Below are 18571 nucleotides of genomic sequence, written 5' to 3'. Positions count from 1 at the left end.
ACAGTCTCCATTTAACGCATGATTTCTGTCAACATTCCTCCGCTCTGACCCTCGACGCCGAAAGAGGGCAGGATGGGTATTTCGCCCCGAGTGGGATGTACGACCGTCCGCTTCGGGTCTATTCCCATCAGCGAATAGACCGAGGCCCACAGGTCGGCCGGATAGACCGGCCGGTCGACGACCTGTTCCCCTTTGGCGTCGGTCTTCCCCACAACGGCCCCGCCCCGGAATCCCCCTCCGGCCACCAGATAGGAGAAGGCGTCGCCCCAATGTCCGCGTCCGCCGTTCCAGGGCGGCCCCCAGGCGATACGGGGCGTCCGCCCGAACTCGCCGCCGCACAGCACGACCGTCCGGTCGAGCAGTCCGAATTTCTCGAGATCGAGCAGCAGCGAGGAAACGCCCTTGTCCAGCTCCTCCAACCGGGCATCCATCCGTTTGAAGTGCTCCTTGTGGGTATCCCATCCCCGGAAACGAACGACAACCATCAGCACGCCCGCCTGCACGAGTTTCCGTGCGGCCAGACAGGACTGTCCGAAATCGGTCATTCCGTAGGACTGCCGCAGATCTTCGGGCTCTTCGGACAGGTCGAACACCCGGCGCGTATCGCCCAGGATCAACCGGTAGTTCTGTGCGCGCAGCTCTTCGGCGAGCCGGACCTCCTCCGTGGGCTCGACCCTCTCACCGAGCGGGGCGAGCATCTCCAGCAGCGCCTTCCGCTGCAACAGCAGGGAATCGGGCACCGTGTGGTCGTAAATACCGCTCACGTCGAAGTATTCCTTTCCGGGAGAGCCCCCCGTGTCGTAGGGTTTGTACTTAGGGGGCAGGAATCCGGCCTCGTTGAAGCGGGTCGAAGCGGCCGTCAGCGTAATATAAGAAAACAACGGATTCCGGTATTCACCCTCTTTCAGATAGGAGATCATGGAGCCGAACGAAGGATAGACGATGCTTCCCCCGGTCAGGTCGCCCGTCTGCATACGATAATGGGCCGTCTCGTGGGCGTTGGTCCGAACGACCATGCCCCTCAACAGCGAATAGCGATCCGCCAACTGCGCCAGGCGGGGCAGCTTCTCCCCGATCGTGATTCCGGGCACGTTCGTGGCTATCGGATTCCGGTAATTGCCGACATAATCGCGCCCGGCCTCGGGTTTCGGATCGAACGTGTCGGTCTGGGACGAACCGCCGTCGAGATAGATGTAGACCACCGACCGGGCCCGGCCACCAGCCGGACCGGAAACACCGGGACCGGCAGACCGTCCCATCCCGAAATGCAAACCCGCAAGGGAGGCCAGCAGTCTGTCGGAGAACATAAGTCCCGCTCCGAGTGTCAATGATTCCCGGAGAAACTGCCGGCGGTTTTTCTTCGAATTCATAGGGAGTGTTTTTTGTGCGTAGGTCAGTTCATGAAAATAAATTCGTCGCTGTTCAGCAAAGCCCACATCAGCGATTCGGCCATGTTACGGAGCCGGTTCCGCTGGGGAAGGCCGGCGGCCCATGCCGTGACGGCCCCGACCTCCCGGTCGGATGCGGGACGGCCGAGCACCCGGAGATAAATCTCTCGGACGGTCCCCTTCACACCCAATTTCCGCTGCGACAGGGATTTCAGATAGGGACTCGTCCGCAGTTTGTCGTATACGTTGGTCGAATTGAGCAGATAGAGAAGCTGTTTCGAATCGAGACGGTTGTCACGGTTACTCTCCAGCGCCAGATCGCGGGAGGGACGGCCGAAGAGTTCGAGCTGCGTGGTGGTCACGGTTCCGTCGCCGAGCTGGATGGCCCGCGTCCCTGCCGGATAGTTGGTAAAGGGCTCCGGAGCACGGCTCGAATAGAGATCGGGCACGCCCGTGATGTCGCACACGGCATCATTCAGCTGTTCGGAAGTGAGGCGTCGCAGAGGATAGTGCGAAAACCAGAGCGAATCGGCCTCATTGCCGCCCGCGGAGAGCGAACTCCGCGAAAAGGTCTCGCTGAGCAGGATTTCCCGGGCGAGAGCATGCAGGTCGTACCCCGAAGCGATGAAACGGTCGGTCAGGTATTCGAGCAACGGGGCATTCGAAGGTGCGTTCTCCGGAGACATATCGTCGCACGGTTCCACGATTCCCCTGCCCATGAACCAGAACCACATGCGGTTGGCCATGGCACGGGCGAAGGGGCGGTTCGCGTCCGAAGTCAGCCATTCGACGAACGGAACTCGGTAGTCGGTCCCCTCCCGCAGTTTCACGGAAACCCCTTCGGCCAGCCGCACCGGCAGAGCCGGAGCCGGAACATCAATGTCCAGGCAAAGAATCTCCTCCTTCCACTCCCCGGTCCCCTTGAATCTCAACTGCGTGAAAAACACGCTCCACTCGGGCGGAGCCTGCCGCCGCCCCGTGAACAGGAGGGCGATATTGTCCGCCTGAGTCTCCGGGGCACGGTCGCTGCCCGTACGGTAAATATTGGTCTCCGGCACCCGGAAGTTACTGCCTGTACCGAGCAGAAGAGTGCGCACGAAAGCATCGTAAGGCATATTGGCCCGGAAACGGTCGGTCAGCCACTTGTTGTAAGCCTGCACGGCATTGGGCCAGTGGGTACTCGGAAATTCCGATTTGATACGCAGCAGATCGCCCCACTTGAGCGTCATCTTCTCGACGAATCCCTCACTGGCAAGCAGACTGTCCACCAGCACCTCCCGGTTCCGGTTGCGCAGATAGGACCGTACCTGCTCCGAGGTGGGAATACGGTCGGTGGTCACCAGGTAAAGACGACGGACGAGCCGGGCATCGCTGCACTGCGGCGAAGGCACTACGCCCTGCTGCCGGAGTTTCATTCCGACCAGGCTGTCGATGGAGGATGTCCGGCCGGTCAGTGCGGCCGCGAGCATCAGGGGAAGCAGTAATTTTCTCATGGATTGTTCCTACGCTTGAGTTCCCGATTGATTCGGTTACGGATCGCATTCTCGGTCTGGTAGAACTTCAGCAACTGTCCGGGATCGAGCACCAGGGCGAACCGGTCCAGATAACGCTTCTTGACATCCAGAATGGACTGCGACACACGGAATCCCGTCCGTATCTGCAACAAGGCCTGCTCACGGGTCGGAACAGGTCCGTAAGTGAGGGTATCGGCCCGCATCCGGTTGCGCAGGCTGCGCATCGGAGCGGACGATGCGGCGATCTCCTTCTCGTAGCTCGTGTAGAGCGGAAGAAATGCCTCCTCCTGCTCCGCCGTCAGATTCAGTTCACTCCGCATAAGCGCCGCTTTGGCCTCGATCAGCCGGGCCTGCCGGCTGTTTCCCTGCCCCGCGACGAAAAAGGGCAGCAACAGGCCGAAAAGCAGTATCGTTCCGATTGTTTTCATGGCAAAGGAAAAGTTTTATCCGTTCATACTACATCGTCAATAGAAAGTAGGATCGAGCGAGGCTTCGGCCGCGAGGTTCTTCAGTTCCTCGTCAGAAAGGCCCTGCAAATAACAGTCGAACTGTTCAGTGCCGTCCGACCCGAAAGCGACACTTTCCCGTTCCCTCCCGTCGGAGACACGGAACACTATGGCCACCGCGAGGCAGGCGGCGAACGGTACGACGACTGCAGCCACCCGGACGATCAGCCTCCGTCGGCGTCTCCGGGTCTCGGCCCTCAGCCGCAGCACCGTCCGCCGGGGCAATTCATCGAAAAATCCTTCCGGAACCCGGAAAGGCATCCTGCCGTCCCTCCGTCCGGTCTGAAATACATCATTCATAACCATGTTCCTTTATGAAATCCCTGATTTTATCCGTTGCATAATGGTATGTCGTTCTGGCGTTCGACTCTGTCGTCTCCATTACCTGCGCGATCTGCCGGTACGGCATCCCGTCATAGTAACGGAGCGTAAAGACCGACCGCTGCCGCGGGGGAAGCCGCAGGACCGCCTCCGCAAAAAGGTCTGCCGCCGCATCACCCAGCTCCACCTCTTCGGCCGGAAGGTCCGAAAGGCATTCCACCCCGATCAGGTTTTTCCGGCCGGCCCGCTTCCTGCGAATCCACTGGAGGGCCTCGTTGGTGGCGATCCGGTAGAGCCAGGCGGAAAACGGCCCCTCCCCTCTGTACGACCCGATACGGAAACAGGCACGCACGAAGGTATCCTGAGTCAGTTCCTCGGCCTCTTCGTGAAACAGCACCAACCGTCTGACATGCCAGTAGATACGCTCACCGTACAGCTCGACGAGCATTCTGACCCCAGCCTCCGGGTCGCCCCCGTCGCCCAGCATGGCAATGATACGGTTATCGGTCGCTGAATTCATACTCATTGATAATGATGCAACGGGCAGCGAAATGTTAAATCAAGATAAACGAAATATTCCACATTTCCCGGAAAAACGGAAATTTTTCCCTCCCGGCTCTCCCGAGCGCCCGAAAGGCTGGCGGCACAGGCGATCTCACTACGATATCGACAGGACACTCCATTTGCCGATGATTTTCAACCGCCAACACTTCGGCGACGGGGGCATGCATGTCGATTCCCTGTTCACACAGGTCTGCACGAATCACCCGATACCTACCCCAAATGGCATAAAAAAAGCAACTTGCATTTCTGCAAGTTGCTTTTTTCAGTGACTCCGACAGGATTCAAACCTGTAACCTCTTGATCCGTAGTCAAGTGCTCTATTCAGTTAAGCTACGGAGCCTTGTCTGATTTGCGAGTGCAAATATAGCTAATTTTGACGACCCTGCAAATATTTCGGTGATTTTTTCAGTTTTTTTATGATCCGGCATGATTATTCCAGCCATTCGGCCAGTTTTTTCGCCAATGCCTCTCCTCTCAGGTCGCGCGCCACGATCTTTCCGTCGGGAGCGATCAGGAAATTGGCCGGAATGGAAGTGACCCCATACACTTGTGCCGCATCGTTCGGATTTTCGTCCGCCACCACGTTCGTCCACACAAGACCGTAACGTTCCACGGCTTCCGACCATGCTTCCCGGTCCTGGTCGAGCGAAACGCCATATATGTCGAACCCCTTCGCACGGTATTTCCCGTACGCTTCTGCCAGATAGGGAAACTCCTCCCGGCAGGGTCCGCACCACGATGCCCAGAAGTCGAGCAGCACGTACTTTCCCTCGCCCACCAGCGAAGAGAGCGACACATTCTTTCCGTCCGCATCCGGCAACGTGATGTCGGTATAAGGCTGCCCCACCGCCGTCCGCAGAGCCGTTCCGGCGATCCGCTCCGCCTCTTTCATCATGGGATGAGTCCGCATTTCGGACGAAAACCGCCCGATCGCATCAACCACCCGCGCGGGATCATCTCCCTGGGCAGCCTGGTAAAGCAAAGTAGCACCCAGCATGTTGTCCGTGTTCGCATCCACCGAAGCCCAGAAAAGCGAATCGAACGATGCCATCGCCGCCTCTTTCTCCTCGCCGGACGAAGCCGCCATGTAACGGTCGACGCACGCCGTCAGCTTCCGGCGCACCTCACTGTACCGTTCGTTGCTCAACGTTCCCGTGATCTCGATCTCCATCGGCTTCTCCGCATCCCCTTTCAGCACGATCCGGCCGTTCTCCAGGAAGAAGGTCGTCACCTGTCCGCGTTCGTTCAGAACGGTCGCCGTCGCCGGACGCTCCGTCTTCCCCTCGAAGACAAACTTGCCATCCTTCACCGAAGCCGTATCGGCCATCCGCCCGTCGATATTCAGATACACCTCTCCGGCAAGCCCCTTCAAGTCGCCTTCGACCCGGTATCCGTCCTGTCCTCCGCACCCTGCCAGCATACCAGCCAGCAATAGCGTGCTCCATATCCTTTTCTTCATGGTTTCCGTTTTTGAATTCTATGTTCCAGCGGACACTCCGCACCTTCCGCCACCGGCCGTTTCCCGGACACCGGCCGCACCAACCGGTCGGGATGATCGCTCACGAAACTCTCCCAGCTGCGGCTTCCCTGCCGCGACACGGCCTTCAATCCGCCGCCCAGAGCCTTTTTCCGATCGTCCCCGCAAGCCTCGTTGATCGGGGCCGAACTGACGAAATAGTGGCACAGCGCTACCGCCAGCCCGTCCGTGGCGTCCAGCCTCTTCACGTCGTACTCCACGTGCAGCATACTTTTCAACAGGGCCGCCACCTGCTCCTTCGAGGCCCCACCCTGCCCCGTGATCGCCTGTTTGATCCGGCGCGGGGCATATTCGAACACGGGCAGGTCATGCGTCAGCGCGGCGGCCATCGCCACCCCCTGCGCCCGGCCGAGTTTCAACATGCTCTGGACGTTCTCCCCGAAAAAGGGCGATTCCAGCGCCACTTCGTCCGGACGATACTCCTCGATCAGCGCCCCCACCCGGTCGAACAGATGACGCAGTTTCCGGTAAGGGTCTTTCAACTGGTGAAGCGCGATATCTCCCAGCACGATGCAGTGCACGGCGGCACCCCGCACCTCCAGGAAACCGTACCCGGCCGTATTGGTGCCCGGGTCGATCCCCATGATGATCCTTTCCGGCCGTTCCTTCATCGGAAAAACTATTCGGCAGCCTCCCGCTCCTTCAACAACTTTTCGAGCGCCTTTTCGATCTGATGCACCCGGTTGCTCAAATCGGGCAGGTTCCGGTAAACGGCATGCGCCCGGTGGAACTTGGTTCCCGGCAGGGCGGGCGATCCCATATAGGTCTGTCCGTCGGCGATACTGTTCGACACGCCGCTCTTGGAGGCCAGCTTCACGCCGTCGCCGATGGTCAGATGACCGGCGATCCCCACCTGACCGCCCATCATGCAGCTGTGTCCCACCTTCGTGGAACCGGCGATTCCCACCTGCGAGGCGCAGACCGTATTCTCGCCGACCACCACGTTATGCCCGATCTGGATCAGATTGTCGAGCTTCACACCTTTCCTAATGCGCGTAGACCCCATCGTGGCCCGATCCACGCAGGTATTGGCCCCGATCTCCACGTCGTCCTCGATCACCACGTTGCCGATCTGGGGAATCTTCACGAACTCACCCTTCTCGTTGGGCGCGAAACCAAAACCGTCCGCCCCGATCACGCATCCCGCATGCAGGATCACATTGTCGCCGATCACGCAATCCTCGTAGATACGCACCCCCGCGTTGAGCGTGACGTTCTTTCCCAATCGGACCCGGTCGCCGACATACACATGAGGATATATCTTGCAGCCGTCACCGGCAGTCACCCCGTCGCCGATCACGGCAAACTCGCCTACATAGCAGTTCTCGCCCAGCCGGGCACCGGCATGGATCGAGCTGAGCGGACTGATGCCTGTCTTCTGCGGTTTGTTGGCCACATAGAGCTCCAGCAGCTTGGCGAAACAACCGTAGGGATCGTCCACCCGGATCATCGTCGCCCGCACCGGGCGCGAGGGAACGAATTCCCGGCTCACGATCACGATCGAAGAGTCCGTATCGTAAATGTAATGTTCGTACTTGGGATTGGAAAGGAACGAGAGAGCCCCGGGGGTACCTTCCTCGATCTTGGCGATCGTCCACACTTTCGCATCCTTGTCTCCCGCGATCTCACCGCCCAGGAAACCTGCTATGATTTCGGCTGTAAATTCCATAACGTCGTTGCTTTTATAGGTAATTCTTGATGTCGATATTACTGGGCATCAGCTCGATCGGGTCGTTCCCGTAGGAGACCAGCTCGCGGATCATGCTCGAGGAGATCGCCACGTATTCCGGCGGAGTGAACAGCAGGACAGTAGTGATCTCCGGATAGAGCCGCTGGTTGATCAGCATCATGCCCCGCTCGTACTCGTAGTCCACCGTGTTGCGCATGCCCCGCAGAATGAACCGGATTCCCCGCTGCCGGCAGTAATCCCCCGTCAGTCCGCCGTAGGAAACGGTCTCCACGCAGGGATTCCCGCGGTAGATATCGCCGATCAGACGCTCCCTGTTCTCCACGGTGAGCAGGCCGTGCTTCTCGCTGTTGGCCCCCACCCCGACGACGATGCGGTCGAAAATCCGGAGCCCCTGCTCCACAATGGCCTGATGGCCCAGCGTGAAAGGATCGAACGACCCCGGAAACAATGCGACTCTCTCCATAAAACGAATCAGTTTGACGCGAAGGTAATCAAATTTTGAGACATGCCGCGCAAAAAAGCGCCTTACTTGATTTTCCCGGCTCCGTTTCGCATTCTCCCCGTGCGGTAACAGCCGGACACGGTCAGGAAAAAACAGCGGGCCGGTCCGTTTTTCCCCCGAACCGGCCCGTTTATCGGAAACCGCGCGTTCTACATCATCCGCACGAAGACTTCGATGGCCTGGTATTCGGCCATACCCAGCCGGTCATACAACCGGGCGGTGTTCTGCGTGCGCTCCTCGGCCCGCTGCCAGAACTCCCGCTTGTCGGCACCGGGGAAGGGCACGATGTCCTTCTGCGAAAGGTGGCGGTAGATGGCATGACGCTTGGCGATCATCTCCTCGGGGCTCAGCGGCACGGCCATATCGACCACACCCAGGTCCCACTCCTGCCATGCCCCGCGGTAAAGCCACATGGTGCAGCCCTTCATCCACGGATCGTCCTTCACACGCGACAGGGCCTCCAGTACGGCCTCGATGCAGACGCGGTGCGTGCCGTGAGGATCGGACAGGTCGCCGGCGGCATAGATCTGGTGCGGCTGGATCGTGCGCAGCAGATCGACCACGATCCGGATATCGGCCTCGCCCAGCCGGCTCTTTTTGATGCCTCCCGTCTCGTAGAAAGGCAGATTGAGAAAATGCACGTTTGTACTGTCGTCCAACCCGAACAGGCGGCAGGCCGCCTTGGCCTCGCCCCTTCGGATCGCCCCCTTTACGTCGAGCAGCTCCCTCGGTTCGGGCTCACCCCGTTTTTTGGAGGCAATCACCCGGCGTATCTCATCGTAACGGTCCCCCAGACCCACTTCGCGGGCCGTATCCATCACCTGAAGCACCATATCGTCATGTACGGCCACATTGCCCGAAGTCTGATAGGCAACATGCACGTCGTGTCCCTGCGACACCAGCCGGTGGAGCGTTCCGCCCATCGAAATCACATCGTCGTCCGGATGGGGCGAGAAGACGATCACCCGTTTCGGGTAGGGCTTCGAAGGTACGGGCCGCGTCGAGTCGTCGGCATCGGGTTTGCCTCCGGGCCAGCCGGTGATGGTGTGCTGCAAATCGTTGAACACGTCTATATTGATCCGGTCATAGGTACGCCCCACACTGTCGAGCAGACCACCCAGCGAATGGTCGATATAGTCCTGGTAGGTCAGCTTCAGGATCGGCCGGTCCACCTGCTGGCAGAGCCATACGGCCGCCTTGCGGATGAACTTGGGCGTCCACCGGCAAGGCCCCACCAGCCACGGGGCCTGGATGCGGGTCAGCCCCTGCGCAGCATTCTCGTCCACCACGACCTCTATGTTCTCGTGCTCCTGCAACAGGGTGACGGGCACCTGCACCGTCACCTCGCCCTCGACCAGTTTGCCCACCACGTCGGACTTCTCCTCGCCCCAGGCCAGCAGAATGATCCGCTTCGCCTTCATGATGGTCTCCATGCCGAGCGTAATGGCCATCCGGGGCGTATCCTCAACGTTGTTGTAGAAGATCGGCGAAAGCGACTCCCGCGTGGCGTTGTTCAGGGCCACCAGCCGCGTACGCGAGTTACGGTAACTGCCGGGCTCGTTGAAGCCCACCTGTCCCTGGATGCCCATACCGATAATCATCAGGTCGATGTTCGACGCCTCCATGTCGTAGGCCGTACAGTAGGAGGAGATTTCCTCCAGGGGAATCGAACCGTCGGGAATATGGATATTCTCGGGCAGGATGTCCACATGGTTCAGAAAATCCTCATGGATGCGGAAATTCCGGCTCTGCTGCTCCTGCGCCGTGATCGGATAAAATTCGTCGAGACTGTACACCGCCACCTCGCGGAAACTCACCTCTCCCCGCTCGTAACGCTTCACCAGCTCATGATAGAGCCCCACGGGCGTCCGTCCCGTACTCAGCCCCAGAGCGAAGGGCGTGGCCGAATAGTCGATGCCGGACTCGGCCGCCTCGCGGCTGTGGTCGTTGATCATCCCCACGATGATGTCGGCGGCATGCTGTACGCCGTCGTACTCGGTCGGGAAAACCGAAGTCCTGATCCGCTCGTAGCGGTGAATGATGTCGTAGGGGACACCCTCTGTAATCAGTCCCCCGTCGATCTGCAAATTATAATTGCCGTTCATAACCTCTGGAATTTTATGGAGTGGTAAAAATAGGAAATTTTATTCGGAAACTATGCGCCTTCCGCACGAAACTCCTTTTTTACAAAGATAGCGTCCCCCCTCGGAAAGAACGGCCAATATAGTTCGGAATAGCGGCATATTTCGTCCGCAATTCTCCCCTTATCCGTCGGGGAAAGCGGAAGGGCCCTCTGTCTTCCCCGACGGATTAGTCTTTTTGTACTATTTTACAACGGCTCGGGACATTATTCCGATCCGGGAAAAAGGATTCTGAATTATCTTTGCACGGTAACCAAACAACCTGAAACGATGAAAAAACTGCTTATGATCCTCGGCCTCTGCTCCGTCTTCACGCTACGGGCCGAAGTAAAGTTCCACCCCACCCTCGGCGACCACATGGTGCTCCAGCAGCGAAGCGAAGCGACCATCCACGGGAGCGCCTCGCCCCGCAGCGAAATCGGGGTGACCTGCTCGTGGGACGGCCTCGTCCGTAAAACCAGGGCGGACGGCAACGGCTTCTGGAGCGTCACCGTTCCCACGCCGGCAGCCACGGCCGAGCCCCAGACCGTCACCGCCTCGGGAGACGGAACCGCCACGCTCGAAGACGTACTGATCGGCGAGGTATGGCTCTGTTCCGGCCAGTCCAACATGGAGATGCCCATGCGTGGCTTTCCGTCCCAGCCCACCGACGGGTCCCTCGCGGAGATCATGTCGTCGCCCCGCTACCGGCATCTGCGTCTCTACACCGTGGGACGCAAACCGGCCGACGCACCCCAGGCCTCCTGTTCCGGAGAGTGGAAAACCTGCACCCCGGAGAGCGTGGCCGCATTCAGCGCCGTCGGATACCTGTTTGGGAAACAGCTGAACGAGACGCTCGGCATACCCGTCGGTATCGTCGTCTCCTGCTACGGAGGATCGAACGTGGAGGCATGGATGAGCCCCGCCACGCTGGCGAAATACACTCCCGGCCGCGACTACATCCCGGCCGAAAAGGCGGACATGCCCCACCGGGCCCCCAGCACCCTCTACAACGGCATGCTCACCCCGCTGCTGAAGATGAACTTCAAGGGCGTGGTCTGGTACCAGGGGGAGAGCAACCGTTCGCGGGCACACATCTACGCCCGGCTGCTGACCGACATGATCGGACTGTGGCGCAGTGAGTGGAACCGGCCCGACATGCCGTTCATCATCTGCCAGATATGTCCCTACGCCAGCCGTGAGGAACTGGCCGGGGCTCTGATCATGGAGGCCCAGCAACAGGTGGTGCGCACCGTTCCCGGCTGCTCGCTCGTAGGCACGTCCGACATCGGGTCGCCCAATTTCATCCACGCCCCCCTCAAGGCACCCGTAGCCCGGCGGGCCGCAGCAGCCGCACTGGCAGGCACGTACGGATTGAAAGGCATCCCCGCCTCGGGCCCCCTGTTCAGAAGCGTGGAGTTCGAAAACGGCAAGGCACTGGTCAGTTTCGACCACACGGGACTCGGACTCTCTCCCGAAAAGACCGATCTGGATTGCTTCGAACTGGCAGGCGAGGACCGGGTTTTTCATCCCGCCAAGGCCCGCGTCCACAAAGACCGCAAACGGGTAGTGGTATCGTCCGAAGCCGTCCCGGCTCCGGTAGCCGTCCGTTTCGCCTTCCACAGTTGGCACAAAACCAATCTCTACAACACCGAAGGCCTGCCCGCCGCCCCGTTCCGCAGCGACAACTGGTAACGGCCCGCAGCGGCACCATAACAATCCGGACGGACGATTCGGGGCTTTCGGGCCCTCCTCGCCCGTCCGGGTTGTTTTTTTCGTCCGAACGGACTATTTTAGCAAAAACATTCGCCTTATGCTGACAGACCAGATCGAAGCGATCGTGGCCGGACGTTACGTAGAACAGGAGTATCCGGCCCTGCGGGAACAGACCGCCCGGTGGAGGGCGTCCCGGCCGCTGGATGGGCTCGAGATACTCGACGCCACCCCCATTTTCCACAATACGCTGCTCAAACACCTCGCCCTGCTGGCCGCCGGGGCGCGCCTCACGCTGGGCGTCTCTCGGCGCCTGCCCAACGATGCCGCACTGCTCGGGCGTCTGGCTGCGACCGGCATTCCGTTCGAACGGGAGGAGAGCGCCGATCCGGGAACATACGACCTCGTGCTGGACTGCGCCGGAGCCTTTTCCGGCCGGCAGGCCCGGATCGGATACGCCGAACTCACCCGCTCCGGAGCACGGGCCTATGCCCGGTGTCCGAGGCCCGTCTTCATGGCCGACGAAGGAATCATCAAGCAGATCGAAACCTGCCTCGGAACGGGCGAAAGCTACCTGCGGGCCATGCGCACGCTGGGGTACGGGGAGTGGAAAGGAAAGAAACTGGTGGTCTTCGGCAGCGGCAAGGTGGGCACGGGCATCATTCTCCAGGCATTCCGGGCCGGAGCGCGGGTCCATGTTGTGACCGACCCGGGCACGGCAGGCGGACGGGTGAGGGCATGTGCCGAAGAGATTGCGGACTACAGGGACCGCAGTGCCGTGGCCCGGGCACTGGAAGGCGCCTATGCCGTCGTGACCGCCACCGGGGTTCCCCATGCGCTGGAAGGCCGTATCCCGGCCGAGGCACTCGTCGGATCGGACACCCTGCTGGCCAATATGGGCGTGGAGGACGAATACGGACCCTCGATCCCCGACGAACGGGTACTGGAGCGGAAAGCCCCCCTCAATTTCATGCTGGAGGAGCCCACCCTGCTCCGGTATATCGACGCGACGATGGCCCTCCACAACGAAGGGGCGCTTTACATGGCTCTCCGACCCCGGCCGGCCGGTCCCCTGCTCCCGCCCGAAGAGACGGAGCGGAAACTGCTCGACATCACGCGGCGCGAAGGGCTGATCGGTCCCGAACTCGACCTGCTCACGGCCCGGAAGCGGACGGAGCGCCCGAGAAAATAGGAGACTGACGGGAAAGGGATACCCCCGCCGGCGAATGCCGCGGGGGTATCCCTTTCCTTACCCGGTAAAACTGCCGCGGACTATCTGTCTTTCGGGGTTTTCAGCGCCTTGTCGCACCGGATATCCTCGCCCTTCCAAACCTTCAGGGCCGTCCAGTCGGCCTCCGGATCGCTCCAGAACGGATCGGAGACGGGCAGTCCCAGCGCCACGAAAACGGCACTGCACAAGTAGAGGCTGCCCGTGGAAATATAGGTCTCTCCCACCCCCGGCTGATGGCCGCAAAGTCCGACACGCATCCATCCCTGCGCATCGAACGTTCCGGGCGCCTCGCTCTGGCGGGCGATCACCGAAGTCAGGGCACAGCGTACCTGGGCAGGTTTCAGCGTTCCGGGCAGCATGTGTCGGTAGCTGACGTCGGACAGGGCGTAAAAGGCGCCGAAACGATACGCCAGCGAACGCCCCAGCACGGGATAGGTCCCCTCGGGCGAGATCATCCGCTCCTGCTGTTCGGCGTAGCGCGCATAACGTCGGAGCTGGTCGCGCAGGAAAGCCTCGTCGCCCGCCCCGTTCTTTCCGGCGATCTCCAGCACGGTGGTCAGCATGGGCTGGATCACGAAACTGTTGTAGAAATCGAGATGGAACTCCGGTCCGTCACCGTACCACCCGTCACCCTTGTACCAACTGCGATGACGGTCGAGGGCGTATCGGATACGTTCGTACTCCCACTCCCCGGCGAACTCCTTCAGGGCCGTCTCCACCATGGCCGAAAAGAGCAGCCAGTTGTTTTCGGCGGGCCTGATGGTCCGCGTGGCTTTCAACTCCGCAATCAGCCGTTCCTGCGTCTGCCGGTCGAGCCGGTCCCAAAGCTGCGTGCGGGCCCGGAGCAACCCGTGGGCCAGGAAAGCCGCATCGACCAGCGGCTGACGGTTACGGGTGAAATTGAGGTAGTCGGGCGACGAGGGATCGACCGCATGACGGATCGACCTCACCGCCCAGTCGATATACAACCCGCGCAGACGCCCTTCTGGCGTAGCGTCCGGCCCCAGCTCGAGCCACGGGGCCAGGCCCGTGACCAGCCGCCCCAACGCCTCCAGATGGGTCACTTCACAGCGTCCTCTCAGATCGCGGTTGGACGACTCTACCGGCATGCACTTCTTCAGTTCGCCTCGGCTCATGCGCTCCAGCACGGGACGCGACACCCGGTCCAGCACCGAAAGCCAGCGGGCCCGGTCGGGATTCTCCGACCATGCCGTGCGAATCTCCACCACGGGACGCCCCTCGGCCAGTCTCTTGAGCCTCGTCAGCGCCTCCACGAAATAGTAGTCGGCATAACTGAGCGGCACATCCACCTCCGAATTCTTACCCATGAACCCCACGCTGTGACGCAGGATGAACCCGAAATCGCCGCCCGGCCTGTTCATGTAGGCGGGCGATGCCAGCGACGAGAGCATCTGTTCGGCCAGACGCAGGTACTTTCCGGAGAGCTCTCCCTCCACGAACGTGCTCAGCTCCAGATAGGCCGAGGCCATGATCGCCCCGGCCGAAACGTCGCGCAGGGCGCGGGGAATGCCAGGAGCATCGAAATCCCAGTAGGGAATTTTGTCTTTGGGCAGGCGGGGATGGTTCATGATGTAGTTACCGATCTTCACCGCTTGGTCGAGATAGGCCTTCTTTCCCGTCTGACGGTACATCATCGTGAAACCGTACAGGCCCCATGCCTGGCCGCGGGCCCAGGACGACTCGTCCGCAGCGCCCTGGTAGGTGATCCGGCGCACCACACGGCCCGACAGCGAATCGTAGTCCACCAGATGATAGGAACTGCCGTCGGGACGGAAGTGGTTCTCCATCGTCCGGTCTGCATGCGAGGAGGCCATATCGTAAAAGGTGTTTTCCCCGGTCAGAGAGGATGCCACCGTGAGCAGTTCGAGGTTCATCATGTTGTCGATGATGACCGAAAAGTTCCACCGAGCCCCGTCCCACGAACGCGTGCAGCCCACCACAGGACTGAAACGCGTGGAGAGCGAACGGGCGGCCCGCACGAGCACGGCTCGGTAGGAAGAGTCGCCCGTCAACCGGTATCCGTTGCCGAAACTGCAATTGATGACGAACCCCACATCGTGATTAGTGGTGGTATATTGCTCTTTCCGGACGCGCTCGGTCATGTTCCGGGCGGCCTCCAGCAGAAGGGAATCGCCGCTGTTCTCGTAGAGGTACCAGAGCGTACCCGGAAAGAAACCGCTCACCCATCCTTTGGAGGCGGTCGTCTTCAGTTTTCCCTTTTCCGCCGTCCGGGGCAGACGGTCGGGATAGGCCCCCATCTCACGGTAGAGCAGGAGGGCCTGCCCCCGGGCGGTCTCCAGTGCTCGGTCGGCCATTTTCAGGGTCTGGGGCCGAGGAACGGCACCCCAAAGCGAAGCACACGACAACAGGCCGAATGCCAACAAAAAAGATCTCATCATTCGTTTTTTCAGGTTAAATAATCAGGTTCTCCATGCCGGGACGAAATCGCACGACAGGCAAAAATATCTTTTTTCATCTTCACCCCGCACTCAATGTCCGGCCGTTATCCCTCACATAGCGTCAATTTCCGGAGACAAAAAAAGTGTATCCGTCCCGTTTTCCGCATTACGATCGTACAAAAAAGGGGCGTTTTTGGCAAAATCGTACAAAATGCGTCAGGAACTCAGGTCCGCTCCTTGATAAGCCCGCTACGGTAGGCCACCAGCAACTTGTTCAGATCCTCGATCTGTTTCTCCAGTTCGCGGCCGATATCCGTATCACGCACCATCATGCGCCGCTCGGTGAACTCCAGCACCAGCAGCGCCGACCGGATGTCGAGCCCCTCCTCGATCGCCCGGGCCGCCGACTCGAAAGGTTCGTGCTGCACCAGCTGCAGTCCGTGCGAATTGTAGATCAGCGTATAGCCCGCGATCCCCGTCTCCGGCTGGTAGGCTTTCGAGAACCCTCCGTCGATCACCAGCACCCGTCCGCCCGCCTTCATCGGCTTCTCGCCCCGGAGCGTCTTGACGGGCACATGACCGTTGATGATGTGGGAGCGCGTTCCGTCCAGTCCGAATTCGGCGAAAATGCGGTCGCAGACCGCCTCCTCGTCGCGCAGGGTGTAATAGTGTCCCTTGATCTCGCGCTGCGCCTCCTTGTCCGCGGTGAAATAGCGCTCGAAGGTGGCCATTTTGCTTTTGTCGAAAAGCGGCGAATCGGCCCCGCACCACAGGTACCACATATAGTCCAGCGCGAACTGCCGCTCCCGCCCGTTCCCGCTGCCGAAATAGGCCGTCCGCACCAGCGAGTCGATGCGGTCGAGCAGCCGCCGGCCGGCATACCGTTTCCCGAGCAGGGTCACCTCCCGGAAAGAGCCGTCCTCGTTCAGCGGAATCGATGCATGGAACAGCAGATTGGAATTCCTCACCAGGTAAAGGCTGCCGTGGGCATACAGACAGCGCATGTGGAGCCGCAGTTTCTCGCTGGAGAGAAAGGAGTGGCGCAGTTTTTCCACCAGTTCCTCCTCTTCGGGCGTGAGCCGGTAGGGATCGGCCGGATCGACCGTGGGGAAACGGGTATCCCGCAGGGGTATCTCCCGGCCGTCGATCCGCAGCACGCCCCGGCCGAAATCGACCTTGTCGAGCAGAAGCCGGTCGGACATGCCGAACTCCGGCCGCCGGGCGATGAGCTGTCCTTCCAGTTTGAACTGTACGACCGTGACGGCCTTGTGCATCTGGGCGATCAGACGCACGGTCTTCTCGTCCGGGGAGGCATCGCCGCCGGATTTGGGCCGGAACACGGTGCAGGGATCGTCGCCGTACTGCTCCATGGCGAAGGTGGCCAGCGGCAACAGGTTGATCCCGTAACCGTCTTCGAGCGTGGCCAGGCTGGCATAACGCAGCGCGATCCGCACGGCATTGGCGATGCTGGCCGTATTGCCGGCCGCCGCCCCCATCCAGAGGATGTCGTGGTTGCCCCACTGGATGTCGAAATTGTGGTAACGGCACAGGGTGTCCATGATGATATGGGCCCCGGGACCCCGGTCGTAGATGTCCCCCACGATGTGGAGCATGTCGATGGTCAGACGCTGGATCAGGTGGCTCATGGCCGTGATGAAGTGGTCGGCCCGACCCGTGGAGACGATCGCCCCGATGATGCCGTTGATGTAGTCAAACTTGTTGGGTTCGGCCTGCGACTCATGGAGGAGTTCCTGGATGATGTAGGAGTATTCGGGCGGCAGCGCCTTGCGCACTTTCGACCGGGTGTATTTCGAGGAGACGTTCTGGCACACCCGGATCAGTTGGTGGAGCGTGATCCGGTACCAATCCTCCATGTTGCTCTCGCGGGCCTTGACCAGCTCCAGCTTCTGTTCCGGATAGTAGATCAGCGTACAGAGGTCCCTCCGCTCCGATTCGCGGAGCGTATGGGCGAAAAGGTCCTCCACCTTGCGGCGCACAACGCCCGACGCGTTCTTCAGCACGTGCCGGAACGCCTCGTCCTCCCCGTGCAGGTCGGTCAGGAAATGCTCCGTACCTTTCGGCAGATTGAGGATCGCCTCCAGGTTGATGATTTCGGTCGTAGCGTCCGATACGGCCGGGAAACTCCGTGAAAGCAGTTGCAGGTACTTGAGTTCTTTCTGTACCGATTCCGTTGTAAGCGTACTTTTACTCATGGCAGGAAAAATAAGACCCGGACACGCCGGACAACGACCAAAAATAAGGGATTTTCCATTAATATCCTCCCCGCCCGCACAAAAACGCAAAAAAAGGGCCGTACCTTTCCGGCACGGCCCGCGGAATCAAGTTCGGGTCAGCCCCTCAGAAGCGCAGCCCCAGCGTGAGGGCGGCGGTCGAGGAGTAGAGCTTCTTGCTGTTCTTCACGTCGATGTCCTGCAGACGCATCGTACCGATCACCACGCGGCCGTCGACGAACAGATGTTCCGTAATATCGTAGCTGAGGCCGCCCACCGCGGAAAATTCGTGTCTGCGGGCATCGGTGATGGCCTGAGGCTTGGAGTTCTTCATTTTCTCCTGGGCATTGAACAGATAACCGTACTGCCCGCCCGCATTCAGATCGAGCCCTTTCCAGAGTTTCACCTTCAGGAGCAGAGGTACGTCGATGTAATCGTAGGCCCGGGCCCGGCTTCCGTAGCGGCCTCCGCGGCCCGAATAGAGCACTTCGGCCTGCACGCCCAACCGCCCGTCCGCAAAACGATAACCGACGAAAGCACCCGCCACGGGCGCACACCGCAGGTCGGAACCGTCCTGTGCGAACTTATTGTAGATCTGGGAGACGTTGATCCCTGCCTTCACACCATAGGAAACCCGGTGTTGGGCCGAAACGGCAGCGACCGACGCAGAAAAAAAGAACAGGAGGAGAAATTTTTTCATACGTTCGTTTTAGGGTTGTCAGTTTTCAGGGTAGTTCGTACTACAAATATAAAACTATTTAGGATAGAATAAAATAAAGCGGAACATTTTTATGCATCTTTCCGCCCGGCCGATACGGATTTTCCGCCGGGGAG

The 18571-nt window shown here is 60.2% G+C and carries 15 protein-coding genes and 1 tRNA gene; 2 read left to right on the top strand and 14 right to left on the bottom strand.

Translation table 11 applies throughout. The features are described from left to right. Window positions 1-11: 11 nt before the first annotated feature. The 11 genes from INF32_RS02260 to INF32_RS02210 form a co-directional block, all read right to left on the bottom strand. Entirely contained in the window at window positions 12-1370 is a 1359-nt protein-coding gene (locus INF32_RS02260) for a DUF1501 domain-containing protein (RefSeq protein WP_226386792.1), read from the bottom strand. 23 nt (window positions 1371-1393) lie between these two features. Next, window positions 1394-2881 carry a DUF1553 domain-containing protein gene (locus INF32_RS02255; RefSeq protein ID WP_226386791.1) on the bottom strand — a complete coding sequence of 496 codons (1488 nt, stop codon included), beginning with the start codon at window positions 2879-2881 and terminating at the stop codon, window positions 1394-1396. Further along, window positions 2878-3330, bottom strand: a complete 453-nt coding sequence (locus INF32_RS02250) for a hypothetical protein (protein ID WP_226386790.1) — start codon at window positions 3328-3330, stop codon at window positions 2878-2880. The genes INF32_RS02255 and INF32_RS02250 overlap by 4 nt, the downstream gene beginning before the upstream one ends. A 36-nt stretch (window positions 3331-3366) precedes the next feature. Continuing rightward, the gene (locus INF32_RS02245) at window positions 3367-3708 is read right to left on the bottom strand and encodes a hypothetical protein (protein WP_226386789.1); all 342 of its coding nucleotides are present in this window, start codon (window positions 3706-3708) and stop codon (window positions 3367-3369) included. Beyond that, window positions 3701-4249: an RNA polymerase sigma factor gene (locus INF32_RS02240; RefSeq protein ID WP_226386788.1), complete on the bottom strand. Its 549-nt coding sequence runs from the start codon at window positions 4247-4249 to the stop codon at window positions 3701-3703. The genes INF32_RS02245 and INF32_RS02240 overlap by 8 nt, the downstream gene beginning before the upstream one ends. A 310-nt stretch (window positions 4250-4559) precedes the next feature. Further along, window positions 4560-4633: transfer RNA gene (locus INF32_RS02235), tRNA-Arg, on the bottom strand. A 90-nt stretch (window positions 4634-4723) separates the two neighbouring features. Next, window positions 4724-5752: a TlpA disulfide reductase family protein gene (locus INF32_RS02230; RefSeq protein ID WP_226386787.1), complete on the bottom strand. Its 1029-nt coding sequence runs from the start codon at window positions 5750-5752 to the stop codon at window positions 4724-4726. Next, on the bottom strand, window positions 5749-6441 hold the full coding sequence (gene ruvC, locus INF32_RS02225; RefSeq protein ID WP_226386786.1) for a crossover junction endodeoxyribonuclease RuvC: 693 nt from the start codon (window positions 6439-6441) through the stop codon (window positions 5749-5751). Before ruvC ends, INF32_RS02230 begins: the two co-directional genes overlap by 4 nt. An 8-nt stretch (window positions 6442-6449) precedes the next feature. Beyond that, window positions 6450-7499 carry a UDP-3-O-(3-hydroxymyristoyl)glucosamine N-acyltransferase gene (gene lpxD, locus INF32_RS02220; protein ID WP_226386785.1) on the bottom strand — a complete coding sequence of 350 codons (1050 nt, stop codon included), beginning with the start codon at window positions 7497-7499 and terminating at the stop codon, window positions 6450-6452. A 13-nt stretch (window positions 7500-7512) separates the two neighbouring features. Then, a complete protein-coding gene (gene coaD, locus INF32_RS02215; protein WP_226386784.1) occupies window positions 7513-7983 on the bottom strand; it encodes a pantetheine-phosphate adenylyltransferase in 471 nt (156 codons plus the stop codon). A gap of 188 nt (window positions 7984-8171) precedes the next feature. Further along, entirely contained in the window at window positions 8172-10127 is a 1956-nt protein-coding gene (locus INF32_RS02210) for a PIG-L family deacetylase (RefSeq protein ID WP_226386783.1), read from the bottom strand. A 306-nt stretch (window positions 10128-10433) separates the two neighbouring features. Here INF32_RS02210 and INF32_RS02205 point away from each other — a divergent pair, with 306 nt between their 5' ends. Together INF32_RS02205 and INF32_RS02200 are read left to right on the top strand one after the other, a co-directional pair. Continuing rightward, complete coding sequence (locus tag INF32_RS02205) at window positions 10434-11837, top strand: sialate O-acetylesterase (RefSeq protein ID WP_226386782.1); 1404 nt, start codon at window positions 10434-10436, stop codon at window positions 11835-11837. 118 nt (window positions 11838-11955) lie between these two features. After that, window positions 11956-13047 (top strand): NAD(P)-dependent oxidoreductase, encoded by a 1092-nt coding sequence (locus INF32_RS02200; protein WP_226386781.1) that lies wholly within the window; start codon window positions 11956-11958, stop codon window positions 13045-13047. Between the two features lie 80 nt (window positions 13048-13127). On the opposite strand, the gene INF32_RS02195 is transcribed toward INF32_RS02200, so the two are convergent. The 3 genes from INF32_RS02195 to INF32_RS02185 form a co-directional block, all read right to left on the bottom strand. Further along, window positions 13128-15422 (bottom strand): DUF2264 domain-containing protein, encoded by a 2295-nt coding sequence (locus INF32_RS02195; protein ID WP_317172704.1) that lies wholly within the window; start codon window positions 15420-15422, stop codon window positions 13128-13130. Window positions 15423-15730: 308 nt separating this feature from the next. Then, window positions 15731-17719, bottom strand: coding sequence for a fructose-1,6-bisphosphatase (locus INF32_RS02190; RefSeq protein ID WP_226386779.1), 1989 nt, complete (start codon window positions 17717-17719; stop codon window positions 15731-15733). A gap of 145 nt (window positions 17720-17864) precedes the next feature. Continuing rightward, window positions 17865-18437, bottom strand: a complete 573-nt coding sequence (locus INF32_RS02185; protein ID WP_226386778.1) for a porin family protein — start codon at window positions 18435-18437, stop codon at window positions 17865-17867. Window positions 18438-18571 lie beyond the last annotated feature (134 nt).

Source organism: Gallalistipes aquisgranensis (assembly GCF_014982715.1).
In the GTDB taxonomy this organism is placed as follows: domain Bacteria; phylum Bacteroidota; class Bacteroidia; order Bacteroidales; family Rikenellaceae; genus Gallalistipes; species Gallalistipes aquisgranensis.
The sequence above is the reverse complement of the archived record's forward strand: the minus strand, read 5'-3'. Positions and strand labels throughout refer to the sequence as shown.